This is a genomic window from Clostridium sp. LIBA-8841 (assembly GCF_034439435.1).
Classification (GTDB): domain Bacteria; phylum Bacillota; class Clostridia; order Clostridiales; family Clostridiaceae; genus Sarcina.
This window is the reverse complement of the sequence record NZ_JAPCKJ010000003.1, coordinates 448,253-470,126: the sequence shown is the minus strand read 5'-3', so window position 1 is coordinate 470,126 and position 21,874 is coordinate 448,253. Positions and strand designations below refer to the sequence as shown.

The window sequence follows — 21,874 nt, the reverse complement described above, 5'->3', positions numbered from 1 at the left end:
AGAATTGTAGACTTTAATTATTAAAAAGGTTGCCAATAGAGAGTATAAAAAATATAATCAAGGTAAGTATTAATTAGTAATAAAGAGAGTTAGTATTATCAATCTTTTATAAAATAAAGATTTTCTTTGAATATATAAGAATAAATTTAGTGAAAAATTTATTACAGGAAAAATTAATTTTTAAATAGAAACAGGAGGCAGGCTTAGTGTCAGTTAAAGAGTCAGTATTAAAGATTCTAGAAGAAAATAGGGAGACTAGCATATCAGGAGAGGAGCTAGCTAAATATTTATCAGTTTCTCGCGCAGCTGTATGGAAGGCCATAAACGCTTTAAGAGGAGAAGGATATAATATTACTGCTGTAACTAATAGAGGATATCAATTAACTAAGGATAATGATTTATTGTCAGTAGAGGGAATAAAGATTTTTTTAAACCCCAAATATAATGAAAATTATATAAGAGTATATAAAACTATAGATTCAACTAACCAAGAGGCTAAAAAAATTTTAATGGATGATGACATACCTCATGGAACAGTTTTAATTTCAGAAGAACAAACAGCAGGAAGAGGAAGATTTCAAAGAAAGTTTTTCTCACCATCTAATAAGGGTATATATATGAGTGTTATTTTAAGACCTAATATAGAACTCTCAAAGGCTATACATATAACAACCTCTGCAGCTGTGTCAGTTTGTAGAGCAATAGAAAATCTAACAAATAAGAGACCAAAGATAAAATGGGTTAATGATATATTCCTAGATGGGAAAAAGATTTGTGGAATATTAACAGAGGCAACTGGTAATTTTGAAAGTGGAAGAGTTGAGAATGTTGTTGTTGGAATAGGAATAAATTTTAAAACCAAGGAAGCTGATTTTCCAGATGATATTAAAGATGTTGCAGGATCTATATTTAAGGGAGAAGAGCCTAATATTACAAGAAATCAGTTAGTTGCTGAAATATTAAATGAGCTTCTTTACATGTGTGATAATTTAGAGGATAAAAGTATAATGGAAGAGTATAAGGTTTTATCTTTTGTCTTAGGAAAAGAAGTAAGTTTCTTAAAGAATAACAGGTTAAATAAGGCCAAGGCTATTGATATTAGTAATGAAGGTGCTTTAGTTGTTCAGTATAAAAATGGTGAATTAGACTGCTTAAATTCAGGAGAAATATCAATCAAGACTTGTAAAAAATAATTGCAGTTGATTGTAGAATTAAAAAAAGTTAAAAACTTAATTCATTTATATGAAAAATTTTTTGAGTGTTAGATGTATTTGTTATTAAAATATATCTAACACTTTTTATTTAGATAAATAATGAAATATTAACAAAATATTACAAAATATGCTACAATATGAATGAACAATTAGGATGAGGGTTGCTTATGTTGAAGGAACTTTTTTGGGAATTTCATCTATAAAAGGTCCTATATGGCTTAAGGAATTTAGTGAATACAATAGACAATTAGAAGACTTAAAAGAGTTAAGTTGTAAAGTGAAAAGTGAAAAAAAGAATTTTATAGATAGAGATATTATGCATTTAAACTATGGAATAGAGGGAGAGAAAAATGTTAGTTATGAAATAAAAAATTCCTTTATCCCTATGTTAGCTTTGCATGATATTAGGATAGAAGACGGAGAAGCAGTAGCTCAAATGGATTATGTCCTAATAACTAAAAGTTTTATTTTAGTTCTAGAAACTAAAAAATTAACTGGAGATATAAGTATAAATGAATCAGGAGAGTTTATAAGATACTTTAAAAATAAAACAGGAAAAGTTTATAAAAAAGAGGGAATATATAGTCCAGTAGCACAAAATGAAAGACATGTTAGAATATTAACTGAATACTTAAAGAAAAATAAAATAATTAAAAAAGTGCCAGTTTATTCATGTGTAGTTATTGCAAATTCAAAAAGTGTTATAAATAAATATAAGGCGCCAAAAGAAATAAAATCTCAAATAATAAAATATGATCAGTTAACATCTTTTATAAATTCAAAACTTCAGTATCATAAAAAATTAAAGGATGGTATAAATTTTGATGAGCTTATGTATTCAATAGGAAACTTTCTAGTTGAAAACAATAAACCTATTAAGTTTGATTATTATAAAAAATATTCTTTAAGTGAAGTTGATTTTATTGAAAAAGAAGGTTTAGAAGAAAAATTAGAAAGTAATAATAAAAATCAATTTATTAAGGAGTATCTTGAAGAAGATGATGATTATTTTAAAAAAGAAAATAATTTAAAAAGCAAAGATATAATCGAACATAACAATAACGAGGAATTAAAAAATAAGCTTAAGAAAGTTAGAATTTCCTTTGCAATAAAAGAAAAATTACCAGCATATTATATTTTTAATGATGAAACACTAGAAGATATTTTGAATAAAATGCCAAAAACTAAGGAGGAACTTTTAAAAGTTAGGGGCTTTGGTAAAGTAAAAGTTAATAAATATGGTGAAGAAATTATAGGCGTTTTAAATTAAGGCTCTGTTTTAAACTAATGTTATACATAAACTAAAGGGAGTCCATTGGACTGCCTTTAAATCTTTTTAACAGGTAATTTGATTGGAATGTAAAGTAACTAATATTCATAGATATCAGCGTTACACTTATCACATGTACCGTTATTACGCTTATATTCCTCTTCTGATATTTCAGTTTCGCAAGTGTCACAGGCGAATATTTCGTCTCCTTTATATTCAAAGTTCCTTAGGAATTGCTCATTATTTTCCTCTTCATCATATTGATAATATGATTTTATTTTATTTAACATCTTAATTCCACCTTTCTAAATTTTAGTTTTAATGCTTCGGATTATCATCATATTTTTCACTTAAGTATATCATAAATTTTCATGTTAAAATATTATTTAGTCTTTCGTTACATAATACCCATGTTCTTTACTTATAACCTATTTTCAGAGAGGTATCACATATTAAGATTCATTTAAAACATAGTCTAAATTAAAAATGAAATTGACTAGAGAAAAAGAATTGATTCTGTTACCTTCTAATGTTATATTTTTCTTTTTAATGATTTAATCAAAGGAATTAGTATATAGAATTTGATTTTTTATAATTATAATAGCTATAGATATTATTATGTGTTTAGGAAGAAGGAGGCAGTTTTAAAATAAGTATAAAAACAATTCAATTGGATATTAATAGATTGAAAGCAAATTATTAATCATTTTTAGGACACTCTTTATGTGTTATAATAGGATAACATTTAACATATGAGGGGGGACTAGGTATGCCTTTTACGCTGGCACATCCAGCAGCTGTGCTTTGCTTGAAAAATAAGAGATTTAATTTTACAGCTTTAGTTTTAGGGAGTATGGCACCTGATTTTTTATACTTTTTAAATTTTAGACCTTATGGTAATTTAGGACATGAGATTTTAGGCTTTTTTATATTAAATTTACCCCTATGTATTTTATTAGCTTATTTTTTTCAAAATTTTATAAAGAGCCCATTAATAAGTCATTTACCAAGACCATTTGATGGATGGTATGGATACTTGAGAACAGAACAATTTGGTTTACATTCTTGGAAAGAGGGGCTTGTTTTTATATATTCAGCTTTATTAGGAATGGTAACTCATATAATATGGGATGCTTTTACTCATAAAACAGGTTTTTTTGTTGAACATATTTCTTTTCTTCAAAAAAAGGTGTTAACTTTAGGAGATTATAATGTTTATGGATATAGTTTATTACAACATGGAAGCACTTTAATTGGAATAATTATAGTTTTATGGTTTCTTTATGAAATTAGAGATAATAGAAATAGAATTTTATGGGGGCATAAAAGTTTTAAGGAAAAATTAATTTATGATTTAATAGTGATTTGTGTTACTGTGCTAGTTTTATTTTTAAGTTATGTAGTCTTTAAATATTTCAATATGAGTTATGGAATAGGCAATTTAGTAATAGCAATTATAAATGGAATTTTCATCGGGATTATTATTGCTACATTTAAAAATTAAATTATATATCATTTATTATTAAAAAAGTTAAGTAGATATAAGAACTTTAATCTATTTAACTTTTTATTATTTTATATAAAAATTGAGTATTCAACTAAAAAATAAATTAGATATTTAATTAGTTATTTAATTTTTAATCATAGTAGAGTTCACTTAAAGTTGTGTTAAATGGTATAATATAGCTATTAAAGATCAATTGAAAGGAACGAGAGTATGGATAAAATTCTTTTAATACAAAACATATTAGAAGCATTGGTATTTGTTGTGTCAGCAATTTTTTTTGCAGTTATATATGGATTTATTGATAAAAAATATAAATTATCAGACAAAATTTTTGGAGCTTTTAAAATGAATCCTAAGAGAGAATGGATTGTTCATGTTATTATAGCTCTTATATTGATTGTAGTTGTTTATTACTTAGGAGCCTATGTATTTAAAATATCTGGATTAATAATTATTGGTATAATAGGAGCGATTGCTGGAATTGGTATCTATAATTCAAATAGAAATAATTTTTAAAATTAAATATTACAAGATAGAAGAGCAGAATTAATTTAAAGTCTGTTCTCTTTTATTTTGTATATTAAGATGAAAGTAATAAAAAATACTATTTTTATTCACTTAAGATAAAGTATATATTTAAAAATTTATAGTTAATTATGAATTAATATAAGTAAAATGTTGCAAATGTAAGCTAAAGGAAAATATATTAATAAAATGTTAATAAAAAGCCTCTGCTTTGAGAATTTAAAGAATTTAAGTGTTTGTGAATATATAGAAAGTAAAATATACTTTTACTAAAGATGGAGGTGAGTTTAATGGCTGGTGAACAAAGAATTAGAGATGTTTATATTGAATATCAAAATGGTGGAGAGACTCCTAAATATGAGACACCATTAGCCGCTGGAGCAGATGTTTTTGCAGCTAAAGATATGGTTATAAGACCTTTTGAAAAAGTGGCAATTCCATTAGATTTAAAGTTTGCAATTCCTGATAATATGGAACTTCAAATTAGAGCTAGAAGTGGACTTTCTTTAAGAACAAATCTGAAAATTTCAAACTCAATAGGAACTATTGATGCTGATTCAGTTAGCAATATATCAGTAATTTTAGAGAATAATTATAATATAGCTAATCTTCCTTATGAAATAGCTAATGATATAAGTATATTAGATGACTTAAAAAATAATTATACAGAGGTAAGATTAAGTGAATATTTAGAGTCGAAAGGACATGATTTAAGTTCTTATGAAGAAGAAGGAAAGAGAGCTTATAAAAAGTTATTAAAAACATATATTTATTTAGATAAGAATGGAAATCCATATGGAAGTATATATATAAAAAAAGGAAATAGAATTGCCCAAATGGTTTTAGCTAAATATTATAAGGCTAACTTTATAGAAACTGATGATGTTTCAAAATTCAAAAGTGTAAATAGAGGTGGCGGATTTGGTCACACAGGTTTCTAAATATTTTTGATTAATTTGTAGATAAGATTTAAATTATAATATATTAAAAAGACGGAATATAAGAAAGTTTTAGAATGAGATAACAACTTATTCTAAAGCTTTTTTATTTTATTAATTTTAATTATATTCACAAGAAGTTGAAAATGTTTTCTGTAAGAGGTAGTATAAAATATGAATAAGTTTTAAAACTTTCAAAGGGGTTGAGATTGTGAATAGTTTAAGTGATTTTTCAATGGATTATTTTTCATTACATGGAAAGGTAGCTATGGTTACTGGTGGAAATAAAGGTATAGGACAGGCTATTTCTGTTGCTTTAGCAAAGGCTGGAGCGGATTTGTGTATAGTGGTTCATAGTGAAAAAGATTTAGATGAAACAAGAAAATTAATAGAAAAAGAAAGAAGAAGGGTTGAATTTATTCAAGCTGATTTAGAAGAGAAAACTGATGTTATAAAAGTTATTGAAGAGAGTAAAAAGCTTTTTGGGAAAATAGATATTTTAGTTAATAATGCAGGTACCATAAAAAGAAATAGTTTATTTGAATATACTGATGAAGATTGGCAATTCGTCTTAGATGTTAACTTAAATAGTGTTTATTATTTAAGTAAAGAGATAGCAAAAACTATGGTAAAAAATAGACATGGTAAAATAATAAATATAGCTTCAATGCTTTCATTCCAAGGAGGTAAATATGTTCCAGCTTATACTGCAAGTAAGCATGCAGTAGCAGGACTAACAAAATCCTTTGCTAATGAACTAGCTGAATTTGGAGTAAATGTAAATGCTATTGCACCAGGCTATATAAAAACGGCTAATACAGAAGAATTAACTTTAAATGCTAGTAGAAATTCAGAGATATTATCAAGGATACCAGCAGGTAGATGGGGAGAGCCTTTTGATTTGATGGGAGCTGTAATATTCTTAGCAAGTAGAGCATCAGATTATATGGATGGACATATTTTAGCTGTTGATGGAGGATGGTTAGCTAGATAAGTGACTTGCAAAAAGTTGATGATGAAACCTATAATAAGTTTAAACAATTACTAAATTTTAGTGCATAATTACTTGTTTTTATAAATTTACTTGAAATTATAAAATTTTAATAGTATAATTTAGAAAAAAAGTAAATATTTAATCGTAAGTGCTAGGGGTGCATTTTATATGCTGAGAGGATAATAGCTATCTAACCCTTAAAACCTGATGTAGTTAGTACTACCGTAGGGAAGCATAAACTGTTGTTTATTTATATTTATGCTAAAAATTTGTATAAGTATATCTATATAAGTGTTTATTAAGCTTGCCTTATGGCAAGCTTTTATTTTTTATAAAAAACTAGGATCCTATATTAATTTAACTGCGCAGTTAAAAAATTAAAATAAGGAGAACTAATATGAATTACACAACTCAAATGGATGCTGCTAAAAGAGGCATAATAACAAAGGAAATGCAAGTGGTTGCAGAAAAAGAAGGTATTAATGTTCAAACTTTAATGAATTTAATGGCTGAGGGAAAAGTTGTAATACCAGCTAATAAAAAACATAAGAGCATAAGTGCAGAAGGTGTTGGACAAGGGTTAAGAACTAAAATAAATGTTAATCTAGGAATTTCAAAGGATTATGCCAATATAGAATTAGAGTTAGAAAAGGTTAAAAAAGCCATAGAAATGAATGCAGAATCCATAATGGATTTAAGTAACTATGGTAAAACTTATGATTTTAGGAAAAGACTTGTTGAGATATCTACAGCTATGATAGGAACTGTACCAATGTATGATGTAGTTGGGTTCTATGATAAAGAACTTAAGGATATAACTATTGATGAATTTTTTGAGGTTGTAGAGAAACATGCAAAAGATGGAGTAGATTTTGTTACTATACATGCTGGATTAAATAGAGAAGCAGTTGAAACTTTTAGAAGAAATAAAAGATTGACTAATATAGTTTCTAGAGGAGGATCTCTCCTTTTTGCATGGATGGAATTAAATAATAGAGAAAACCCTTTCTATGAATATTTTGATAGATTATTAGATATATGTGAAAAGTATGATTTAACCTTAAGTTTAGGTGATGCTTGTAGACCTGGTTCAATAGCTGATTCAACTGATGCTATACAAATAAAAGAGTTAATTACTCTTGGAGAGTTGACAAAAAGAGCTTGGGAAAGAAATATTCAAGTAATAATAGAGGGACCTGGGCATATGGCAATGAATGAAATAGAAGCTAATGTTTTATTAGAGAAAAAATTATGCCATGGAGCACCATTTTATGTTTTAGGCCCAATAGTAACTGATATAGCACCAGGGTATGATCATATAACGAGTTCCATAGGAGGAGCTATGGCAGCTTCTTATGGAGCAGATTTTCTTTGCTATGTAACACCAGCAGAACATTTAAGACTTCCTAATTTAGAAGATGTAAGGGAGGGAATAGTTGCTTCAAAGATAGCAGCACATGCGGCAGATATAGCAAAAGGAATCCTAGGAGTAAGAGAGAGGGATAATAAAATGAGTGAGGCTAGGAAAAGATTAGATTGGGATGAGATGTTTTCTTTAGCCATAGACAGTGAAAAAGCAATTAGGTATAGAAAAGAATCGAATCCTGAACATAAAGATAGTTGTACAATGTGTGGGAAAATGTGTTCTATAAGAAATATGAATAAGATTCTAGAGGGAAAAGATATAAATCTTTTAAGAGAAGATTAAAAATATTGGAGATATATTAAAAGGAAGATTATTCTAAACTTTTAATATATCTCTATTTTTATGATTAAATACGAATTATTTTGGAATATAAATGATAAAAAGATGATTAAATATATTAAAAACCGAACGTTTAAATAAATTTAATTATTGACAATACGTATTTATAATGATATTCTCTATTTAACGAATGATTAATATTTAATCATAAATAATGTTCGTGTTTTGAATGGGGGATTAAAATGTCTGGTATTAGAATGGTATTTGTAGAAAAAAAGGCTGGTTTTAATGTTGAAAGTCAGATATTACTTAAAGATTTTAAAGATAACTTAAGAGTCGAAGCTTTAGAGGATATAAGAGTTTTAAATAAGTACATACTAGGAAATATGGAAGAAGAGCAGTATATAAGGACTGTAAATACTATTTTGTCAGAAGCTCCAGTAGATAGAGTTTATGAAGAAAATTTTGAAATAGGACAAGATGAAAATGCTTTTGGTGTTGAATATTTACCAGGACAGTATGATCAAAGAGCTGATTCAGCTTCAGAGTGTATAATGCTTCTTACTGAGGAAGCAAAAGTTCCTGTTAAATCATCAAAAATCATTGTTTTAAAAGGTGATTTAAATGATGAAGAGATAGATAGGATAAAAGCTTATTATATTAATCCTGTTGATTCAAGAGAAGTAGATCCATTATCAAAAGTTTTAGAAGATAACTTAGATGAACCTAAGGGCGTTGAAGTTTTAAATGGATTTTTGAATCTAACTGAGGAGGAACTTAAAAACTTTCATATAGAAAATTCTTTAGCTATGAGTTTAGAAGATTTAAAAATGATAAGAGATTATTTTAAATCAGAAGATAGAAATCCAACAATAACTGAGATTAAAGTTATTGATACTTATTGGTCAGATCATTGTAGACATACAACTTTTGAAACAATAATTAGAGATGTTGAAATAGAAGAAGGTCAATATTCAGAACCTATTAAAAAAGCTTATGAAGATTATAGAAATTCAAGAGCGTATGTTTATGAAGATAAGTTAGAGACTAGAGATATTAAATTAATGGATTTAGCTACTATAGCAATGAAAGAACTAAGAAAAAGAGGAAAACTTGATGACTTAGATGTTTCAGATGAAATAAATGCTTGTTCTATAAACATAGAGATAGAAACAAATAATGGAACTGAAAAATATCTTTTAATGTTTAAAAATGAGACACATAATCACCCAACGGAAATAGAGCCTTTTGGAGGCGCGGCAACTTGTTTAGGAGGAGCTATTAGAGATCCACTTTCAGGAAGAAGTTATGTCTACCAAGCTATGAGAGTTACAGGCGCAGCAGATCCAACAGCTGGAATTGAAGAAACTTTAAAGGGAAAGTTACCTCAAAGAAAAATAACCTTAGGAGCTGCACATGGATATAGTTCATATGGAAATCAAATTGGACTTGCAACAGGACAAGTAGCAGAGATTTATCATCCAAATTATGCTGCTAAGAGAATGGAAGTTGGAGCAGTAATAGCAGCTGCACCAAAAGAGAATGTTGTAAGACTTGAACCTTCAAAGGGAGATATTGTAATACTTCTTGGAGGAAGAACAGGAAGAGATGGTATTGGAGGAGCCACTGGTTCTTCAAAGGAACATACAGAGGAATCAATAAATCAATGTGGAGCAGAGGTTCAAAAGGGGAATGCTCCAACAGAGAGAAAAATTCAGAGACTTTTTAGAAATAAAGAAGTAGCTCAAATGATAAAGAGATGTAATGATTTCGGAGCTGGTGGAGTATCAGTAGCCATTGGAGAATTATGTAGAGGTATTGATATAGATTTAAATAAGGTTCCTAAAAAATATGCGGGACTAGATGGAACAGAACTTGCAATATCAGAATCTCAAGAAAGAATGGCAGTTGTTGTTGAAGCTAAGAATGCCAAGAGATTTATAGAACTTTCAGAAGAAGAAAATCTAGAATCTACAATTGTAGCGGAAGTTACAGATACAGATAGATTGAGAATGATGTGGAAAGACAAAACAATTGTTGATATAAAGAGGACTTTTTTAGATACAAATGGGGCAAAACAAGAGATTTCTTTAAAGGTAAAATCACCAAGTGATTATCCATACGAAGTTAAAAATTGTGATGTTAAAGAAGAATGGTTAAAATCACTAAGAAATTTAAATATTTGTAGTCAAAAAGGATTAATTGAGAGATTTGATTCAACTATAGGCGGAGGAACAGTTCTTATGCCTCTAGGTGGAAAATATCAATTAACACCAGCAGAGGGGATGGCTGCTAAGATTCCGGTTTTAGGAGGAGAAAGTAAAGAAGCTTCCCTAATGACATATGGATTTAATCCTTATTTAGGAGTATGGAGCCCATTCCACATGGCATTTTATTCAGTTATTGAATCAGTAACAAAAATAGCTGCTATGGGAGGAGATTATAAAAAGGTTAGATTAACCTTCCAAGAATACTTTGAAAAGTTATTAAAGGATAAAGAAAAATGGGGTAAGCCTTTTGCAGCTTTACTAGGAGCTTATAAAGCTCAAATGGATTTAGGATTACCAGCAATTGGTGGAAAAGATTCAATGTCAGGAAGTTTTGGAGACTTAAATGTTCCACCAACTTTAGTTTCATTTGCAGTAGGACTTGAAAATGCTTCAAGAGTTATTTCACCTGAGTTTAAGAATATAGGATCAACTTTAGTTCTTGTGAAGAGTGAAAGATTAGAAGATGGAACTTTAAATATGGAAGAATTCAAAAATAACTTAGAAAAGCTTTATGAATTAATAGGACAAGAAAAAGTAATTTCAGCATATTCTCTTAAGTTTGGAGGAGTATCAGAAGGAATTACTAAGATGTCATTAGGAAATAAAATTGGGGCAGAATTAAATAATGTTTCTCAAGAAGAGCTTTTTGGATTTAATTATGGAAGTTTAATCTTAGAGGTTAAGGACGGGGTTAACCTTGAAGAGGAATTTAAGGGAACTAATCATAAGGTTATAGGAAGCACAATCGTGGCTGATGTTATAAAGTGTGAGGAATATGATTTTGAGGTTTCATTAAGAGAGTTAGAAAAATGTTATGAAGAAAAACTTGAGGATGTATTTAAATCTAAAATAGAAAATGAAGAGGGATGTGTTTCAGATTTAATAAGCAATAGTGAAGATGGGGCAGATATTTTAGATAATGGACAAGTGCATATAGGAAAAGAAAAACTTAAATCAAAAATAACAATAGTAGAAAAACCAAGAGTAGTTATTCCAGTATTCCCAGGAACTAACTGTGAATATGATTGTAGAAGAGCCTTTGAAAAAGAGGGTGCTGAGGTTCATGAGGTTGTTATTAGAAATTTAAATAAAGAAGCTTTGATTGACTCAATAGACATGCTTAAAAGAGAAATTGATGAAGCTCAAATAATTATGTTACCAGGTGGATTCTCAGCAGGGGATGAGCCTGATGGATCAGCTAAGTTTATAGCTACAATATTTAGAAATCCTAAAATAAAGGATTCAGTTATGAAACTTTTAAATGAAAGAGATGGATTGATATTAGGTATTTGTAATGGCTTCCAAGCTTTAATTAAGTTAGGACTTCTTCCATATGGAGAAATAATTGATATTGAAGAAGATATGGCAACATTAACTTACAACAATATAAATAGACATATGTCATCTATGGTTAGAACTAAGATTACTTCTAAGAAATCTCCTTGGTTTAATGAGGTTTCACTTGGAGAAATTCACAATATTCCAATATCACATGGAGAAGGAAGATTTGTTGCACCAGAAGACTTGTTAAAGGAGTTAGCAGAAAACAATCAAATAGCTACTCAGTATGTTGACTTAGAAGGCAATGCAACTATGAATATGCCATATAATCCAAATGGTTCAAGCTTAGCAATAGAAGGAATAACAAGTAGAGATGGAAGAATCCTAGGTAAAATGGGCCATTCAGAAAGAATTGGAGATAATCTATACAGAAATATACTAGGACAATTCGACCAACAACTATTCAAGTCAGGTGTTAATTACTTTAAGAAATAATTAAGTTTGAAGGGCTAGCTAAAAATCAAAACTATAAAAACTTAAAAGTATAGGGAGGAAATTTTAATGAAGGTAGCAATATTTTTCGGAAGTAAGTCAGATATAGATGTTATGAAGGGAGCGGCAAATGCTCTTAAAGAATTTGGAGTTGAGTATAAAGCTTATGTTTTATCAGCTCATAGGGTTCCAGAAAAACTTCTTGAAACTTTAGAAAAAATTGAAAAAGAAGGCTGTGAAGTAATTATAGCAGGAGCAGGGTTAGCGGCTCATCTTCCAGGAGTTATAGCTTCTCATACTATACTTCCTGTAATAGGAGTTCCAGTAAGAGCGGCAGTAGAAGGAATGGATGCATTATTATCAATAGTTCAAATGCCAAAATCAATTCCAGTAGCAACTGTAGGAATAAATAATAGTTACAATGCAGGTATGTTAGCAGTTCAAATGCTTTCATTAAAATATCCAGAACTAAGAGAAAAACTAGTTCAATTTAGAATTGACATGAAACACAAATTTATAGAAGAAAATGGAGAAGGAGTAGAGTTATAATGGTTAATCAATTAGAAATGTTATATGAAGGAAAAGCTAAAAAAATATATGCAACAGATAAAGATGATATGGTAATTGTTCACTACAAGGATGATGCTACAGCATTTAATGGAGAAAAGAAAGCAGAGATTGAAAGCAAAGGTATTTTAAATAACGAAATTACTAGTCTTATATTTGAGATGTTAAATAAAGAAGGAATAAAGACTCACTTCATTGAGAAGTTAAATGATAGAGATCAATTATGTAAGAAGGTTGAAATAGTTCCTTTAGAAGTAATAGTTAGAAATGTTGCTGCAGGAAGTATGGCTAAGAGATTAGGTCTTGAAGAAGGATATGAATTAAAAACTACTGTTTTTGAATTATCATATAAAGATGATTCTTTAGGAGATCCATTAATAAATGATTATCATGCTGTAGGAATTGGAGCTACAACTTTTGAAGAATTAAATAAAATCTATGAAATAACTGCTAAAGTAAATGACGTTTTAAAGGAAGCTTTTAAAAAGCAAAATATAAACTTAATAGATTTCAAACTAGAGTTTGGAAGATGTAATGGAGAGATATTATTAGCTGATGAGATTTCACCAGATACTTGTAGATTCTGGGATGCTACAACTGGAGAAAAAATGGATAAAGACAGATTCAGAAGAGACATGGGAAATGTCATTAACGGATATAAAGAAGTTTTAAGTAGATTAAGAGGGTAAGTTTATATAAGTAATTAAGTAAGAGGAGTAGAAAATATGGTGAAGCCAAATTTTGATATTATGGATCCACAAAACGATAAATTTAAGGATGAATGCGGAGTTTTTGGAGTTTTCGCAAATAAACCAATAGATGTTGCTTCTATAAACTATTATGGACTTTATGCTCTTCAACACAGAGGTCAGGAAAGTGCTGGTATTGCAGTAGCAAATGGAGATGATATAAAGGTTCATAAGGGATTAGGGGTTTTAACTGAAGCCTTTGAAGCTAAAGATTTAGAAGAATTAAGAGAAATTAATGGTCATATATCAATAGGGCATGTTAGGTATTCTACAGCTGGAGCTAAGACTGTTGAGAATGCACAACCTCTAGTTAGTAATACTAAGCTTGGTCCTATATCTACTGCTCATAATGGCAATTTAGTTAATGCTGATGTAATAAGAAGCCTTTTAGAGGATGGGGGACAAGTATTCCATACTAGCGTTGATTCTGAAGTACTTATAAGTTTGATTGCTAAAAGAGCTAATAATAATGGGATTGAGAGAGCAGTTATAGATGCTATATCGGCAGTAAAGGGTTCTTTCGCTATGGTAATAATGACAAAAAATAAGCTTATAGGAATAAGGGATCCTCACGGAATAAGGCCTTTATGCTTAGGAAAGTTTGAAGAGGGATATATATTAACTTCAGAAAGCTGTGCTTTAGATACAATTGGAGCAGAGTTTGTGAGAGATATAAAACCAGGAGAAATTGTAGTTATTGATGAAAATGGTATTAAGAGTTACAGATATTCAGAAAACACTGTTTGTCAAACTTGTGCTTTTGAATACATATACTTTGCAAGACCAGATTCAGTTATAGATGGTTTAGATGTTCAAACTACAAGAGTCAACCAAGGGGAAATATTATTTAAGGAGCATCCAATTGAGGCTGATATTGTAGTAGCTGTTCCAGATTCAGGAATACCGGCGGCTATGGGGTATGCCAAAGCTTCAGGAATTCCTTATGATGTAGGATTTGTGAAAAATAGATATGTAGGAAGAACTTTTATATCACCATCACAGGAAATTAGAGAAAGAGCTGTGGCTGTAAAGCTTAATCCTTTAAAGGTTAATGTAAATGGTAAAAGAGTTGTTTTAATAGATGATTCTATTGTTAGAGGAACAACTTCAAAACATTTAGTCGAGTCTCTAAGAAGAGCAGGTGCTAAAGAAGTTCACTTTTTAGTTGCATCACCAATGGTTAAATATCCATGTTACTTTGGAATTGATACACCATATAGAAGTCAATTAATTGGAGCCAATAGAAGTGTAGAAGAAATTAGAGAAATGATAGGTTGTGATTCTCTAGGATATTTAAGTTTAGAAGGAATGTACGAAAGCTTTGAAGGAAGAAGAAATTTCTGTGTAGGATGTTTCAATGGAGTTTATCCAGTCGCAGCGCCTATGGAAGCTTTAGAGGATAATCTTGAAAGGGTGGAGAATTAGATGTTAACTTACAAAGAAGCAGGAGTAAATATTGAAGAAGGATATAGATCAGTAAAGCTTATAAAAGAATATGCTCAAAAAACAATGAGTGAGTATGTATTAAATGGATTAGGATCTTTTGCTGGTATGGTTGAACTTCCAGAAGGATACAAAAAACCAGTTTTAGTTTCAGGAACAGATGGAGTTGGAACAAAACTTGATATTGCTTGCAAGAAAAGAAAGTTTGACACTGTTGGAATAGACTGCGTTGCAATGTGTGTTAATGATATCTTATGCCATGGAGCTAAACCTTTATTCTTCTTAGATTATATAGCTTGTGGGAAGCTTGAAGCAGAGGTTTCTTCTGATTTGGTAAAGGGAGTAGCTGAAGGATGTCTTCAATCTGACTGTTCTTTAATTGGAGGAGAGACCGCTGAAATGCCAGGTATGTATAAAGAAGGTGACTATGATATTGCTGGTTTTGCAGTAGGAATAGTAGACAAGGATAAAATAATAAATGGTAAGGATATAAAAGCTGGTGACAAGCTTATAGGAATTGCTTCTTCAGGAGTTCATTCAAATGGATATTCTCTTATAAGAAAGGTGTTCGAAAATTTAGATCAAGAGTTTAATGGAAAAGCTGTATGGGAAGAGTTATTAACTCCTACAAAGATTTACGTTAAACCTGTATTAAGACTTATAGAAAAGTTTAATATCAAGGGAATGGCTCACGTAACTGGTGGAGGATTTTATGAAAATCTTCCAAGGATGTTAAGTGGCGCGGGACTTAGTATAGTAATAAATAAAAATAGCTATGAGATTCCAGAAATATTTAGAAAAGTTATGGAGCTTGGAGTTCGTGAAGAAGAAATGTACAATACTTTCAACATGGGAATAGGATTTGTTTTATGTGTTGATGAATCAGAGGTTGAAGGAATTTTAAAAGAACTTTCAGAAGATGGAGAAAAAGCTTTTGAGATTGGGTATATAAATGCTGGAGGTGAAGGAGTTTGTATAAAATAGCTATATTAGCTTCTGGCAGTGGATCTAATCTTCAATCAATTTTAGATAATATAGAAAATGGAAATATAAATGGAGAAGTTTCTTTGGTTATTGGAAGTAAGGATGGAATTTTTGCTTTAGAAAGAGCTGAAAAACAAGGGATAAAAACTTCGGTTGTTTCTAAAAAAGAGTTTGGAGAGAATACTTCAGATGAGATATTAAGACTTGCTAAAGAAAATAATATTGATCTAATAGTATTAGCTGGTTATCTTTCAATATTAAAAGGAAAGCTTTTAGAAGAGTATGGGAATAGGATAATCAACATCCACCCATCTCTTATTCCTTCTTTCTGTGGAAACAAGATGTATGGAATAAATGTACATAAAGCAGCTATAGAAAAAGGAGTAAAATATTCTGGTTGTACAGTTCACTTTGTTAATGATGAAGTTGATGGAGGGGCTATTATTGAACAAGAAATAGTTCAAGTTGATTTTGAAGACACTCCAGAAAGTCTTCAAAAAAAGGTGTTAGAGAAAGAACATATATTACTACCTAAGATTGTTAAGTACTTATGTGAAGAAAAAATAGAAATTAATAATGGAAGAGTAAAAATATTAAACTAGGGAGGTCTTTTCATGAAAAAGAGAGCTTTAATAAGTGTTTTTGATAAAGGTGGAGTTTTAGAACTTGCAAAATTTTTAAGAGATAGAGATGTAGAAATAATCTCAAGTGGTGGAACTTATAGATATTTAAAGGAAAATAACATAGAGGTTAAAGAAATAAGTGAAATAACAGACTTCCCAGAGATGTTAGATGGAAGAGTAAAGACTCTACATCCTTTAGTTCATGCTGGAATATTAGCAATAAGGGATAATGAAGAGCATATGAAAACTTTAGAAGAGAGAGAAATAAACACAATTGATTATGTAGTTGTTAATTTATATCCTTTCTTTGAAAAAGTTAGAGAAGATTTAAGCTTTGAAGAAAAGGTTGAGTTTATTGATATCGGTGGACCAACAATGTTAAGAGCGGCAGCTAAGAATTTTAGAGATGTAGTGGTTCTTTCAGATAAAAAAGATTATGAAAAAGTAATAAATGAAATTAAGGAAAATAACGAAGTTTCATTTAAATTAAGAAAAACTCTTGCAGGAAAGGTATTTAACTTAATGAGTGCTTACGATGCTGCAATTTCTAATTTCTTGTTAGAAGGCGAAGAAGAGCATCCAGAATATCTTTCAGTTTCATATAAGAAGATACAAGATCTTAGATATGGAGAAAACCCTCACCAAGGAGCTGCTTACTATAGTTCAACAGAATTCGATGGTGCTATGAATAGCTTTGATATTCTAAATGGAAAGGCTTTATCTTATAACAACATAAAAGATTTAGATATAGCATGGAAAGTTGCATGTGAATTTGAAGAACCAGCTTGCTGTGCGTTAAAGCATAACACACCTTGTGGAGTAGCTGTAGGGGAAAACTCTAAGGAAGTTTATTTAAAAGCTTATGATGCAGATCCAGTTTCAATATTTGGTGGAATAGTTGCTGTAAATAGAAAGATAGATAAGGCTACAGCAGAAGAAATGGTTAAAATTTTCTTAGAGGTTGTAGCGGCACCTGAGTTCGATGAAGATGCTTTAGAGGTTTTAAGAACTAAGAAAAATTTAAGAGTTATAAAATGTAATAATACTCCTCAAGCTAAAAATTATATGGTAACAGTAGACGGTGGCATATTAGTTCAAGGAGAAGATAATAAGCTTGCTGATGAGTATAAAGTTGTAACAGAAAAACAGCCAACAGAAATGGAATTAAGAGACATGGTTTTCGGAATGAAGGTTGTTAAATATGTAAAATCTAATGCCATAGTAGTTGTGAAGAATGGTGTTGCTACTGGTATTGGTGGTGGACAAGTTAATAGAATTTGGGCTACTAAAGAAGCTTTAGAAAGAGGAAAAGGTGGAGCTGTACTAGCTTCAGATGCTTTCTTCCCATTTAGAGATTGTGTTGATGAAGCTGCTAGAAATGGAATAAAGGCAATAATTCAACCAGGTGGTTCTATGAGAGATGGAGAATCAATAGAAGCTTGTAATGAACATGGAATAAGTATGGTATTTACAGGCATTAGACATTTTAAACATTAGAAATAAGATAAGTTTTAGCTTAATGTTTAAAGCTAAAATAAAGTAAAAATAATTACTTAGCCATAGTTAAATAATTTAAAGCTAAAATGCTTAAGTGAATTATTTAATCTATGGCTAAATAAATTTGTAAAAATTTATTTTATAAACTGTAATTTAAAGCAATTAGGAATATAAAATTAAAATATATTTTGGGAGGTGAATTAGGTTATATAGTTAATTTGTTTTTTTTAGGAATAGTTAATTTAGATATTCTAATAGCTATGTAGAAAATAAGTTTAATTTATATTACCTTTTATATATGAAGATACTTTTAGTTGGATCAGGTGGAAGAGAACATGCTTTAGCATGGAAATTAGGAAAGAGTTCTAGAGTAGATAAGATTTATGTTGCTCCTGGTAATGGAGGAACTGCTAAGGAAGATAAGTGTGAAAATATAGATATTACTAATATAGAAGAACTTTTAGAGTTTGCTAAAAGCAATAATATTGATTTAACTATTGTTGGGCCAGAGGAGCCACTTATTAATGGCATAGTTGATACATTTAAGGAAGCAGGTCTAAAAATATTTGGTCCTGATAAGGCGGGAGCTATGCTTGAAGGTAGCAAGAGCTTTTCAAAGGATTTTATGAAAAAATATGGTGTGAAAACAGCTGATTATGAAGTTTTTTATAATTATGATGAAGCTAAAAGTTATCTAGAAAACTGCAAATATCCAAGAGTTATAAAAGCAGATGGTTTGGCTGCTGGTAAAGGGGTTGTAATATGCGAAAATAAGGATGAGGCAATAGAAACCTTAAATTTATTTATGATAGATGATGTATTTAATGGAGCTGGAAAGAAAATAGTTGTAGAAGAATTTTTACAAGGAGTAGAGGCTTCTATACTTTCGGCAACAGATGGAAAGGTAATACTACCATTTTTATCTGCTAAGGATCATAAACAGATATTTGATGGAAACAAAGGTAAAAATACAGGGGGAATGGGAGTAGTTTGCCCTAACAAGTATGTTACTGAGGATGTTTTAGCTGATTTTTATAAAAATATATTAGATAAAACCTTAGTTGGAATAAGAGAAGAGGGATTTGATTTTAAAGGAGTCATCTTCTTTGGAATAATGATAACAGAGGATGGACCTAAACTTTTAGAATATAATGTTAGAATGGGAGATCCAGAAACACAAAGTGTTTTATCTTTAATGGAAAGTGATTTATTAGAAATAATAGAAAATGCCTTAGATGAAAAATTAGATCAAACTGAGCTTAAGTGGAACAATGGATATTGTGTAAATGTTGTTCTTGCTTCAAAGGGATATCCTGAAGATTATGAAAAAGGTTATGAAATAAACATTGATGAAAGTATTAAAGGAGAGTATTTTATAGCAGGAGCAAAAATTCAAGAAGATTCTTTAGTAACAAGTGGTGGAAGAGTATTATCAGTTATTGGTAAGGGAGAAACTTTAGAGGAAGCAAAAGAAAATGCATATAAAAACATAGCTAAAATTAATTTTGATGGTATGTATTTTAGAACAGATATAGGAACAGCAAAATAAGTTAGTTATTTCAGTAAAATATATAAATTTGTAGATTTAAATTATAATATACTTATGTAAATTAATTAAATATAAGAAAAAATTTTTTAGTGTGAAATAGGAAATGAAGATTTTCTCATTGTATAATTAGATGATTTGAATTTAAAAGGCTTTATTAGAAAAAAATATTAGATATAGTTAAACAATCTAACAGCAGTGAAATTAGTTTGTTTTAGCTATATCTAATAAAAAAATACTCTAATAGAGCTTTTGTGTTTGGACTCATTATTAGTTTTTTTCAAAATAAAAAAACTCTTAAACTAGGTTTAAGAGTTTTGGTGCCGAAGACCGGAATCGAACCGGTACGGTGTGTTAGCACCGCAGGATTTTAAGTCCTGTGCGTCTGCCAGTTCCGCCACTTCGGCATGTCCTGTTGACAATACTTATTATATATACATAAAAGATAAATGTCAACAAAAAAATAAAAATTTTTTTAGAAAAATTACTTAAATTAAAATAAATAGTTCAATAAAATAAAAATAGGGTAATATTAAATTTATAATCATAGAAATAAAGGAAATAATTTAAGAAATTTTTAAGTTAATATTTCTTAAATTATTGATATTATATGCTTTGAATAGTTGAAGTAATTTAAAAAAGATGATATTTTATTTAAAATACTTATTAAATAAAATATTAGCTAAAAGAAGAATTTTTTATATAATAAAGTAAATAAATTTAGGAAGGAGAATATATATTGAGCTGTTTAGGGAATATACTTTGGATGATATTTGGTGGATTTTTTAATGCTATAGGATGGTTATTCTGGGGATGTGTGTGGTGCATAACTATAATAGGAATACCTGTAGGACTACAATGTTTTAAATTAGCAGGATTACAATTTGCTCCATTTGGAAAAGAAGTCGTAACAGTAGATGATGGTGCGGGAAATTTATTATTAAATATATTATGGTTGATTTTTGGAGGGTTTACTCTAGCAATTGGTAATTTAATAAGTGCAGCACTGTTTGCAATTACAATAGTTGGAATTCCATTTGCTATACAATCACTAAAATTAGCTAAATTATCACTTATGCCTTTCGGAAAAGCAGTAAGGTAGTGAAGCAATTTTAATTTGTGTAAGTTTAAATTAATTTCTATATAAGACTAAATTAAAAAGATATAGTTTATTAAGAGATAAAGAGAGTTAGTTCACAACGGCTCTCTTTTTTATTTTTTATAAATATAAGCTAAAAATAACCAGAGTCATTAATCAGAAAATGGAAGTGATAAAATATAAATGATTTCATATTATAAATCATAATTGTATTTACTATATTATAATACAAAAAGATAATTGGATATTATTTTTTATTAAAAGTATAAATTATTTAAAATATATTGATAACAAATAACAATTATTATATAATATTAACAAAGGTTAAGAAAAAATTAACAAATATAGTTTGTAGATTATAAAGAAAGATATTTAAAGAGATAATTTTCTTAATAATCTAGGAACTAAATTATATGAGTACATATTTTAGGAGGTTTTTATTATGAAAAAATTTGTTTGTACAATTTGTGGATATGTTTATGAAGGAGAAAAAGCACCAGAAAAATGTCCAATCTGTGGAGCTGGTTCTGATAAATTCGTAGAACAAAGTGGAGATTTAGATTTCGCTGATGAACATAGAATCGGAGTTGCTAAAGGTGTAGATGAAAGAATAATCGAAGGATTACAAGCTAACTTTACTGGAGAATGTACAGAAATAGGAATGTACTTAGCTATGTCAAGACAAGCTGATAGAGAAGGATTCCCAGAAGTTGCAGAAGCTTATAAGAGAATAGCTTTCGAAGAAGCTGAACATGCTGCTAAATTTGCAGAAATGTTAGGAGAAGTTGTTGAAGCTGATACAAAAGCTAACTTAATAGCAAGAGTAAATGCAGAACAAGGTGCTTGCCAAGGTAAAAAAGACTTAGCTACTTTAGCTAAAGCATTAAACTTAGATGCAATCCATGACACAGTTCATGAAATGTGTAAAGATGAAGCTAGACACGGAAGAGCATTCCAAGGATTATTAAAAAGATATTTTGAATAATAGCAATAAAAAGCTACTTAAGATGTAATCTTAAGTAGCTTTTTTTAATTTATTGGCTATGTTTTAGGTGAATATTAATTTTAAGATAGTACTTTAGACTTATTTAAAAATCAACACTGATTCAAAACATAGTCATTATATAGAATATAAAGTAACCTATAATTTTAATTTCAGTGTTACAATGA

18 protein-coding genes, 1 tRNA gene and 1 riboswitch are annotated in these 21,874 nt (G+C 29.4%); of the genes, 17 read left to right on the top strand and 2 right to left on the bottom strand.

Going from position 1 to position 21,874, the window contains the following annotated elements:
* The first annotated feature begins 206 nt into the window (after nt 1–206).
* Together OIF33_RS10665 and OIF33_RS10660 are read left to right on the top strand one after the other, a co-directional pair.
* On the top strand, nt 207–1,193 hold the full coding sequence (locus OIF33_RS10665; RefSeq protein ID WP_322504230.1) for a biotin--[acetyl-CoA-carboxylase] ligase: 987 nt from the start codon (nt 207–209) through the stop codon (nt 1,191–1,193).
* Between the two features lie 175 nt (nt 1,194–1,368).
* Nucleotides 1,369–2,484, top strand: coding sequence for an NERD domain-containing protein (locus tag OIF33_RS10660; RefSeq protein WP_322504229.1), 1,116 nt, complete (start codon nt 1,369–1,371; stop codon nt 2,482–2,484).
* A gap of 98 nt (nt 2,485–2,582) precedes the next feature.
* Here OIF33_RS10660 and OIF33_RS10655 read toward each other — a convergent pair whose 3' ends face one another.
* Nucleotides 2,583–2,774: a hypothetical protein gene (locus tag OIF33_RS10655; protein ID WP_322504228.1), complete on the bottom strand. Its 192-nt coding sequence runs from the start codon at nt 2,772–2,774 to the stop codon at nt 2,583–2,585.
* Nucleotides 2,775–3,253: 479 nt separating this feature from the next.
* Between OIF33_RS10655 and OIF33_RS10650 the strand changes: the two genes are divergently transcribed.
* From OIF33_RS10650 to purD, 13 genes are all read left to right on the top strand, one after another.
* Nucleotides 3,254–3,988, top strand: a complete 735-nt coding sequence (locus OIF33_RS10650; protein ID WP_322504227.1) for a DUF4184 family protein — start codon at nt 3,254–3,256, stop codon at nt 3,986–3,988.
* 213 nt (nt 3,989–4,201) lie between these two features.
* Complete coding sequence (locus OIF33_RS10645) at nt 4,202–4,507, top strand: hypothetical protein (protein ID WP_322504226.1); 306 nt, start codon at nt 4,202–4,204, stop codon at nt 4,505–4,507.
* Nucleotides 4,508–4,806: 299 nt separating this feature from the next.
* On the top strand, nt 4,807–5,457 hold the full coding sequence (locus OIF33_RS10640; protein WP_322504225.1) for an aminotransferase: 651 nt from the start codon (nt 4,807–4,809) through the stop codon (nt 5,455–5,457).
* Nucleotides 5,458–5,662: 205 nt separating this feature from the next.
* Nucleotides 5,663–6,448, top strand: coding sequence for a 2-dehydro-3-deoxy-D-gluconate 5-dehydrogenase KduD (gene kduD, locus OIF33_RS10635; protein WP_322504323.1), 786 nt, complete (start codon nt 5,663–5,665; stop codon nt 6,446–6,448).
* Nucleotides 6,449–6,591: 143 nt separating this feature from the next.
* A riboswitch (TPP riboswitch) is annotated at nt 6,592–6,696 on the top strand.
* A 149-nt stretch (nt 6,697–6,845) separates the two neighbouring features.
* Nucleotides 6,846–8,156: a phosphomethylpyrimidine synthase ThiC gene (thiC, locus tag OIF33_RS10630; RefSeq protein WP_322504224.1), complete on the top strand. Its 1,311-nt coding sequence runs from the start codon at nt 6,846–6,848 to the stop codon at nt 8,154–8,156.
* Between the two features lie 239 nt (nt 8,157–8,395).
* A complete protein-coding gene (locus OIF33_RS10625) occupies nt 8,396–12,199 on the top strand; it encodes a phosphoribosylformylglycinamidine synthase (protein ID WP_322504223.1) in 3,804 nt (1,267 codons plus the stop codon).
* 66 nt (nt 12,200–12,265) lie between these two features.
* Nucleotides 12,266–12,745: a 5-(carboxyamino)imidazole ribonucleotide mutase gene (gene purE / locus OIF33_RS10620; protein WP_322504222.1), complete on the top strand. Its 480-nt coding sequence runs from the start codon at nt 12,266–12,268 to the stop codon at nt 12,743–12,745.
* On the top strand, nt 12,745–13,452 hold the full coding sequence (purC, locus tag OIF33_RS10615; protein WP_322504221.1) for a phosphoribosylaminoimidazolesuccinocarboxamide synthase: 708 nt from the start codon (nt 12,745–12,747) through the stop codon (nt 13,450–13,452). Before purE ends, purC begins: the two co-directional genes overlap by 1 nt.
* A gap of 36 nt (nt 13,453–13,488) precedes the next feature.
* Nucleotides 13,489–14,937 carry an amidophosphoribosyltransferase gene (gene purF / locus OIF33_RS10610; RefSeq protein ID WP_322504220.1) on the top strand — a complete coding sequence of 483 codons (1,449 nt, stop codon included), beginning with the start codon at nt 13,489–13,491 and terminating at the stop codon, nt 14,935–14,937.
* Entirely contained in the window at nt 14,938–15,939 is a 1,002-nt protein-coding gene (purM, locus tag OIF33_RS10605) for a phosphoribosylformylglycinamidine cyclo-ligase (protein WP_322504219.1), read from the top strand.
* Entirely contained in the window at nt 15,927–16,541 is a 615-nt protein-coding gene (gene purN, locus OIF33_RS10600; protein ID WP_322504218.1) for a phosphoribosylglycinamide formyltransferase, read from the top strand. The genes purM and purN overlap by 13 nt, the downstream gene beginning before the upstream one ends.
* Nucleotides 16,542–16,553: 12 nt before the next feature.
* Nucleotides 16,554–18,059, top strand: a complete 1,506-nt coding sequence (purH, locus tag OIF33_RS10595) for a bifunctional phosphoribosylaminoimidazolecarboxamide formyltransferase/IMP cyclohydrolase (protein ID WP_322504217.1) — start codon at nt 16,554–16,556, stop codon at nt 18,057–18,059.
* A 298-nt stretch (nt 18,060–18,357) separates the two neighbouring features.
* Nucleotides 18,358–19,608 carry a phosphoribosylamine--glycine ligase gene (gene purD, locus OIF33_RS10590; RefSeq protein WP_322504216.1) on the top strand — a complete coding sequence of 417 codons (1,251 nt, stop codon included), beginning with the start codon at nt 18,358–18,360 and terminating at the stop codon, nt 19,606–19,608.
* 315 nt (nt 19,609–19,923) lie between these two features.
* On the opposite strand, the gene OIF33_RS10585 is transcribed toward purD, so the two are convergent.
* Nucleotides 19,924–20,012, bottom strand: a tRNA-Leu gene (locus OIF33_RS10585).
* Between the two features lie 332 nt (nt 20,013–20,344).
* Here OIF33_RS10585 and OIF33_RS10580 point away from each other — a divergent pair.
* Both OIF33_RS10580 and OIF33_RS10575 read left to right on the top strand, forming a co-directional pair.
* Nucleotides 20,345–20,707, top strand: coding sequence for a YccF domain-containing protein (locus tag OIF33_RS10580; RefSeq protein WP_322504215.1), 363 nt, complete (start codon nt 20,345–20,347; stop codon nt 20,705–20,707).
* Between the two features lie 439 nt (nt 20,708–21,146).
* Nucleotides 21,147–21,689, top strand: a complete 543-nt coding sequence (locus OIF33_RS10575; protein ID WP_322504214.1) for an NADH peroxidase — start codon at nt 21,147–21,149, stop codon at nt 21,687–21,689.
* Nucleotides 21,690–21,874: the final 185 nt, after the last annotated feature.

Coding starts and splice junctions, on each gene's coding strand:
- OIF33_RS10660 (WP_322504229.1), top strand. CDS start 1,369: ATGAGGGTTGCTTATGTTGAAGGAACTTTTTTGGGAATTTCATCTATA.
- OIF33_RS10655 (WP_322504228.1), bottom strand. CDS start 2,774: ATGTTAAATAAAATAAAATCATATTATCAATATGATGAAGAGGAAAAT.
- OIF33_RS10650 (WP_322504227.1), top strand. CDS start 3,254: ATGCCTTTTACGCTGGCACATCCAGCAGCTGTGCTTTGCTTGAAAAAT.
- OIF33_RS10645 (WP_322504226.1), top strand. CDS start 4,202: ATGGATAAAATTCTTTTAATACAAAACATATTAGAAGCATTGGTATTT.
- OIF33_RS10640 (WP_322504225.1), top strand. CDS start 4,807: ATGGCTGGTGAACAAAGAATTAGAGATGTTTATATTGAATATCAAAAT.
- thiC (WP_322504224.1), top strand. CDS start 6,846: ATGAATTACACAACTCAAATGGATGCTGCTAAAAGAGGCATAATAACA.
- OIF33_RS10625 (WP_322504223.1), top strand. CDS start 8,396: ATGTCTGGTATTAGAATGGTATTTGTAGAAAAAAAGGCTGGTTTTAAT.
- purE (WP_322504222.1), top strand. CDS start 12,266: ATGAAGGTAGCAATATTTTTCGGAAGTAAGTCAGATATAGATGTTATG.
- purC (WP_322504221.1), top strand. CDS start 12,745: ATGGTTAATCAATTAGAAATGTTATATGAAGGAAAAGCTAAAAAAATA.
- purF (WP_322504220.1), top strand. CDS start 13,489: ATGGTGAAGCCAAATTTTGATATTATGGATCCACAAAACGATAAATTT.
- purM (WP_322504219.1), top strand. CDS start 14,938: ATGTTAACTTACAAAGAAGCAGGAGTAAATATTGAAGAAGGATATAGA.
- purH (WP_322504217.1), top strand. CDS start 16,554: ATGAAAAAGAGAGCTTTAATAAGTGTTTTTGATAAAGGTGGAGTTTTA.
- purD (WP_322504216.1), top strand. CDS start 18,358: ATGAAGATACTTTTAGTTGGATCAGGTGGAAGAGAACATGCTTTAGCA.
- OIF33_RS10575 (WP_322504214.1), top strand. CDS start 21,147: ATGAAAAAATTTGTTTGTACAATTTGTGGATATGTTTATGAAGGAGAA.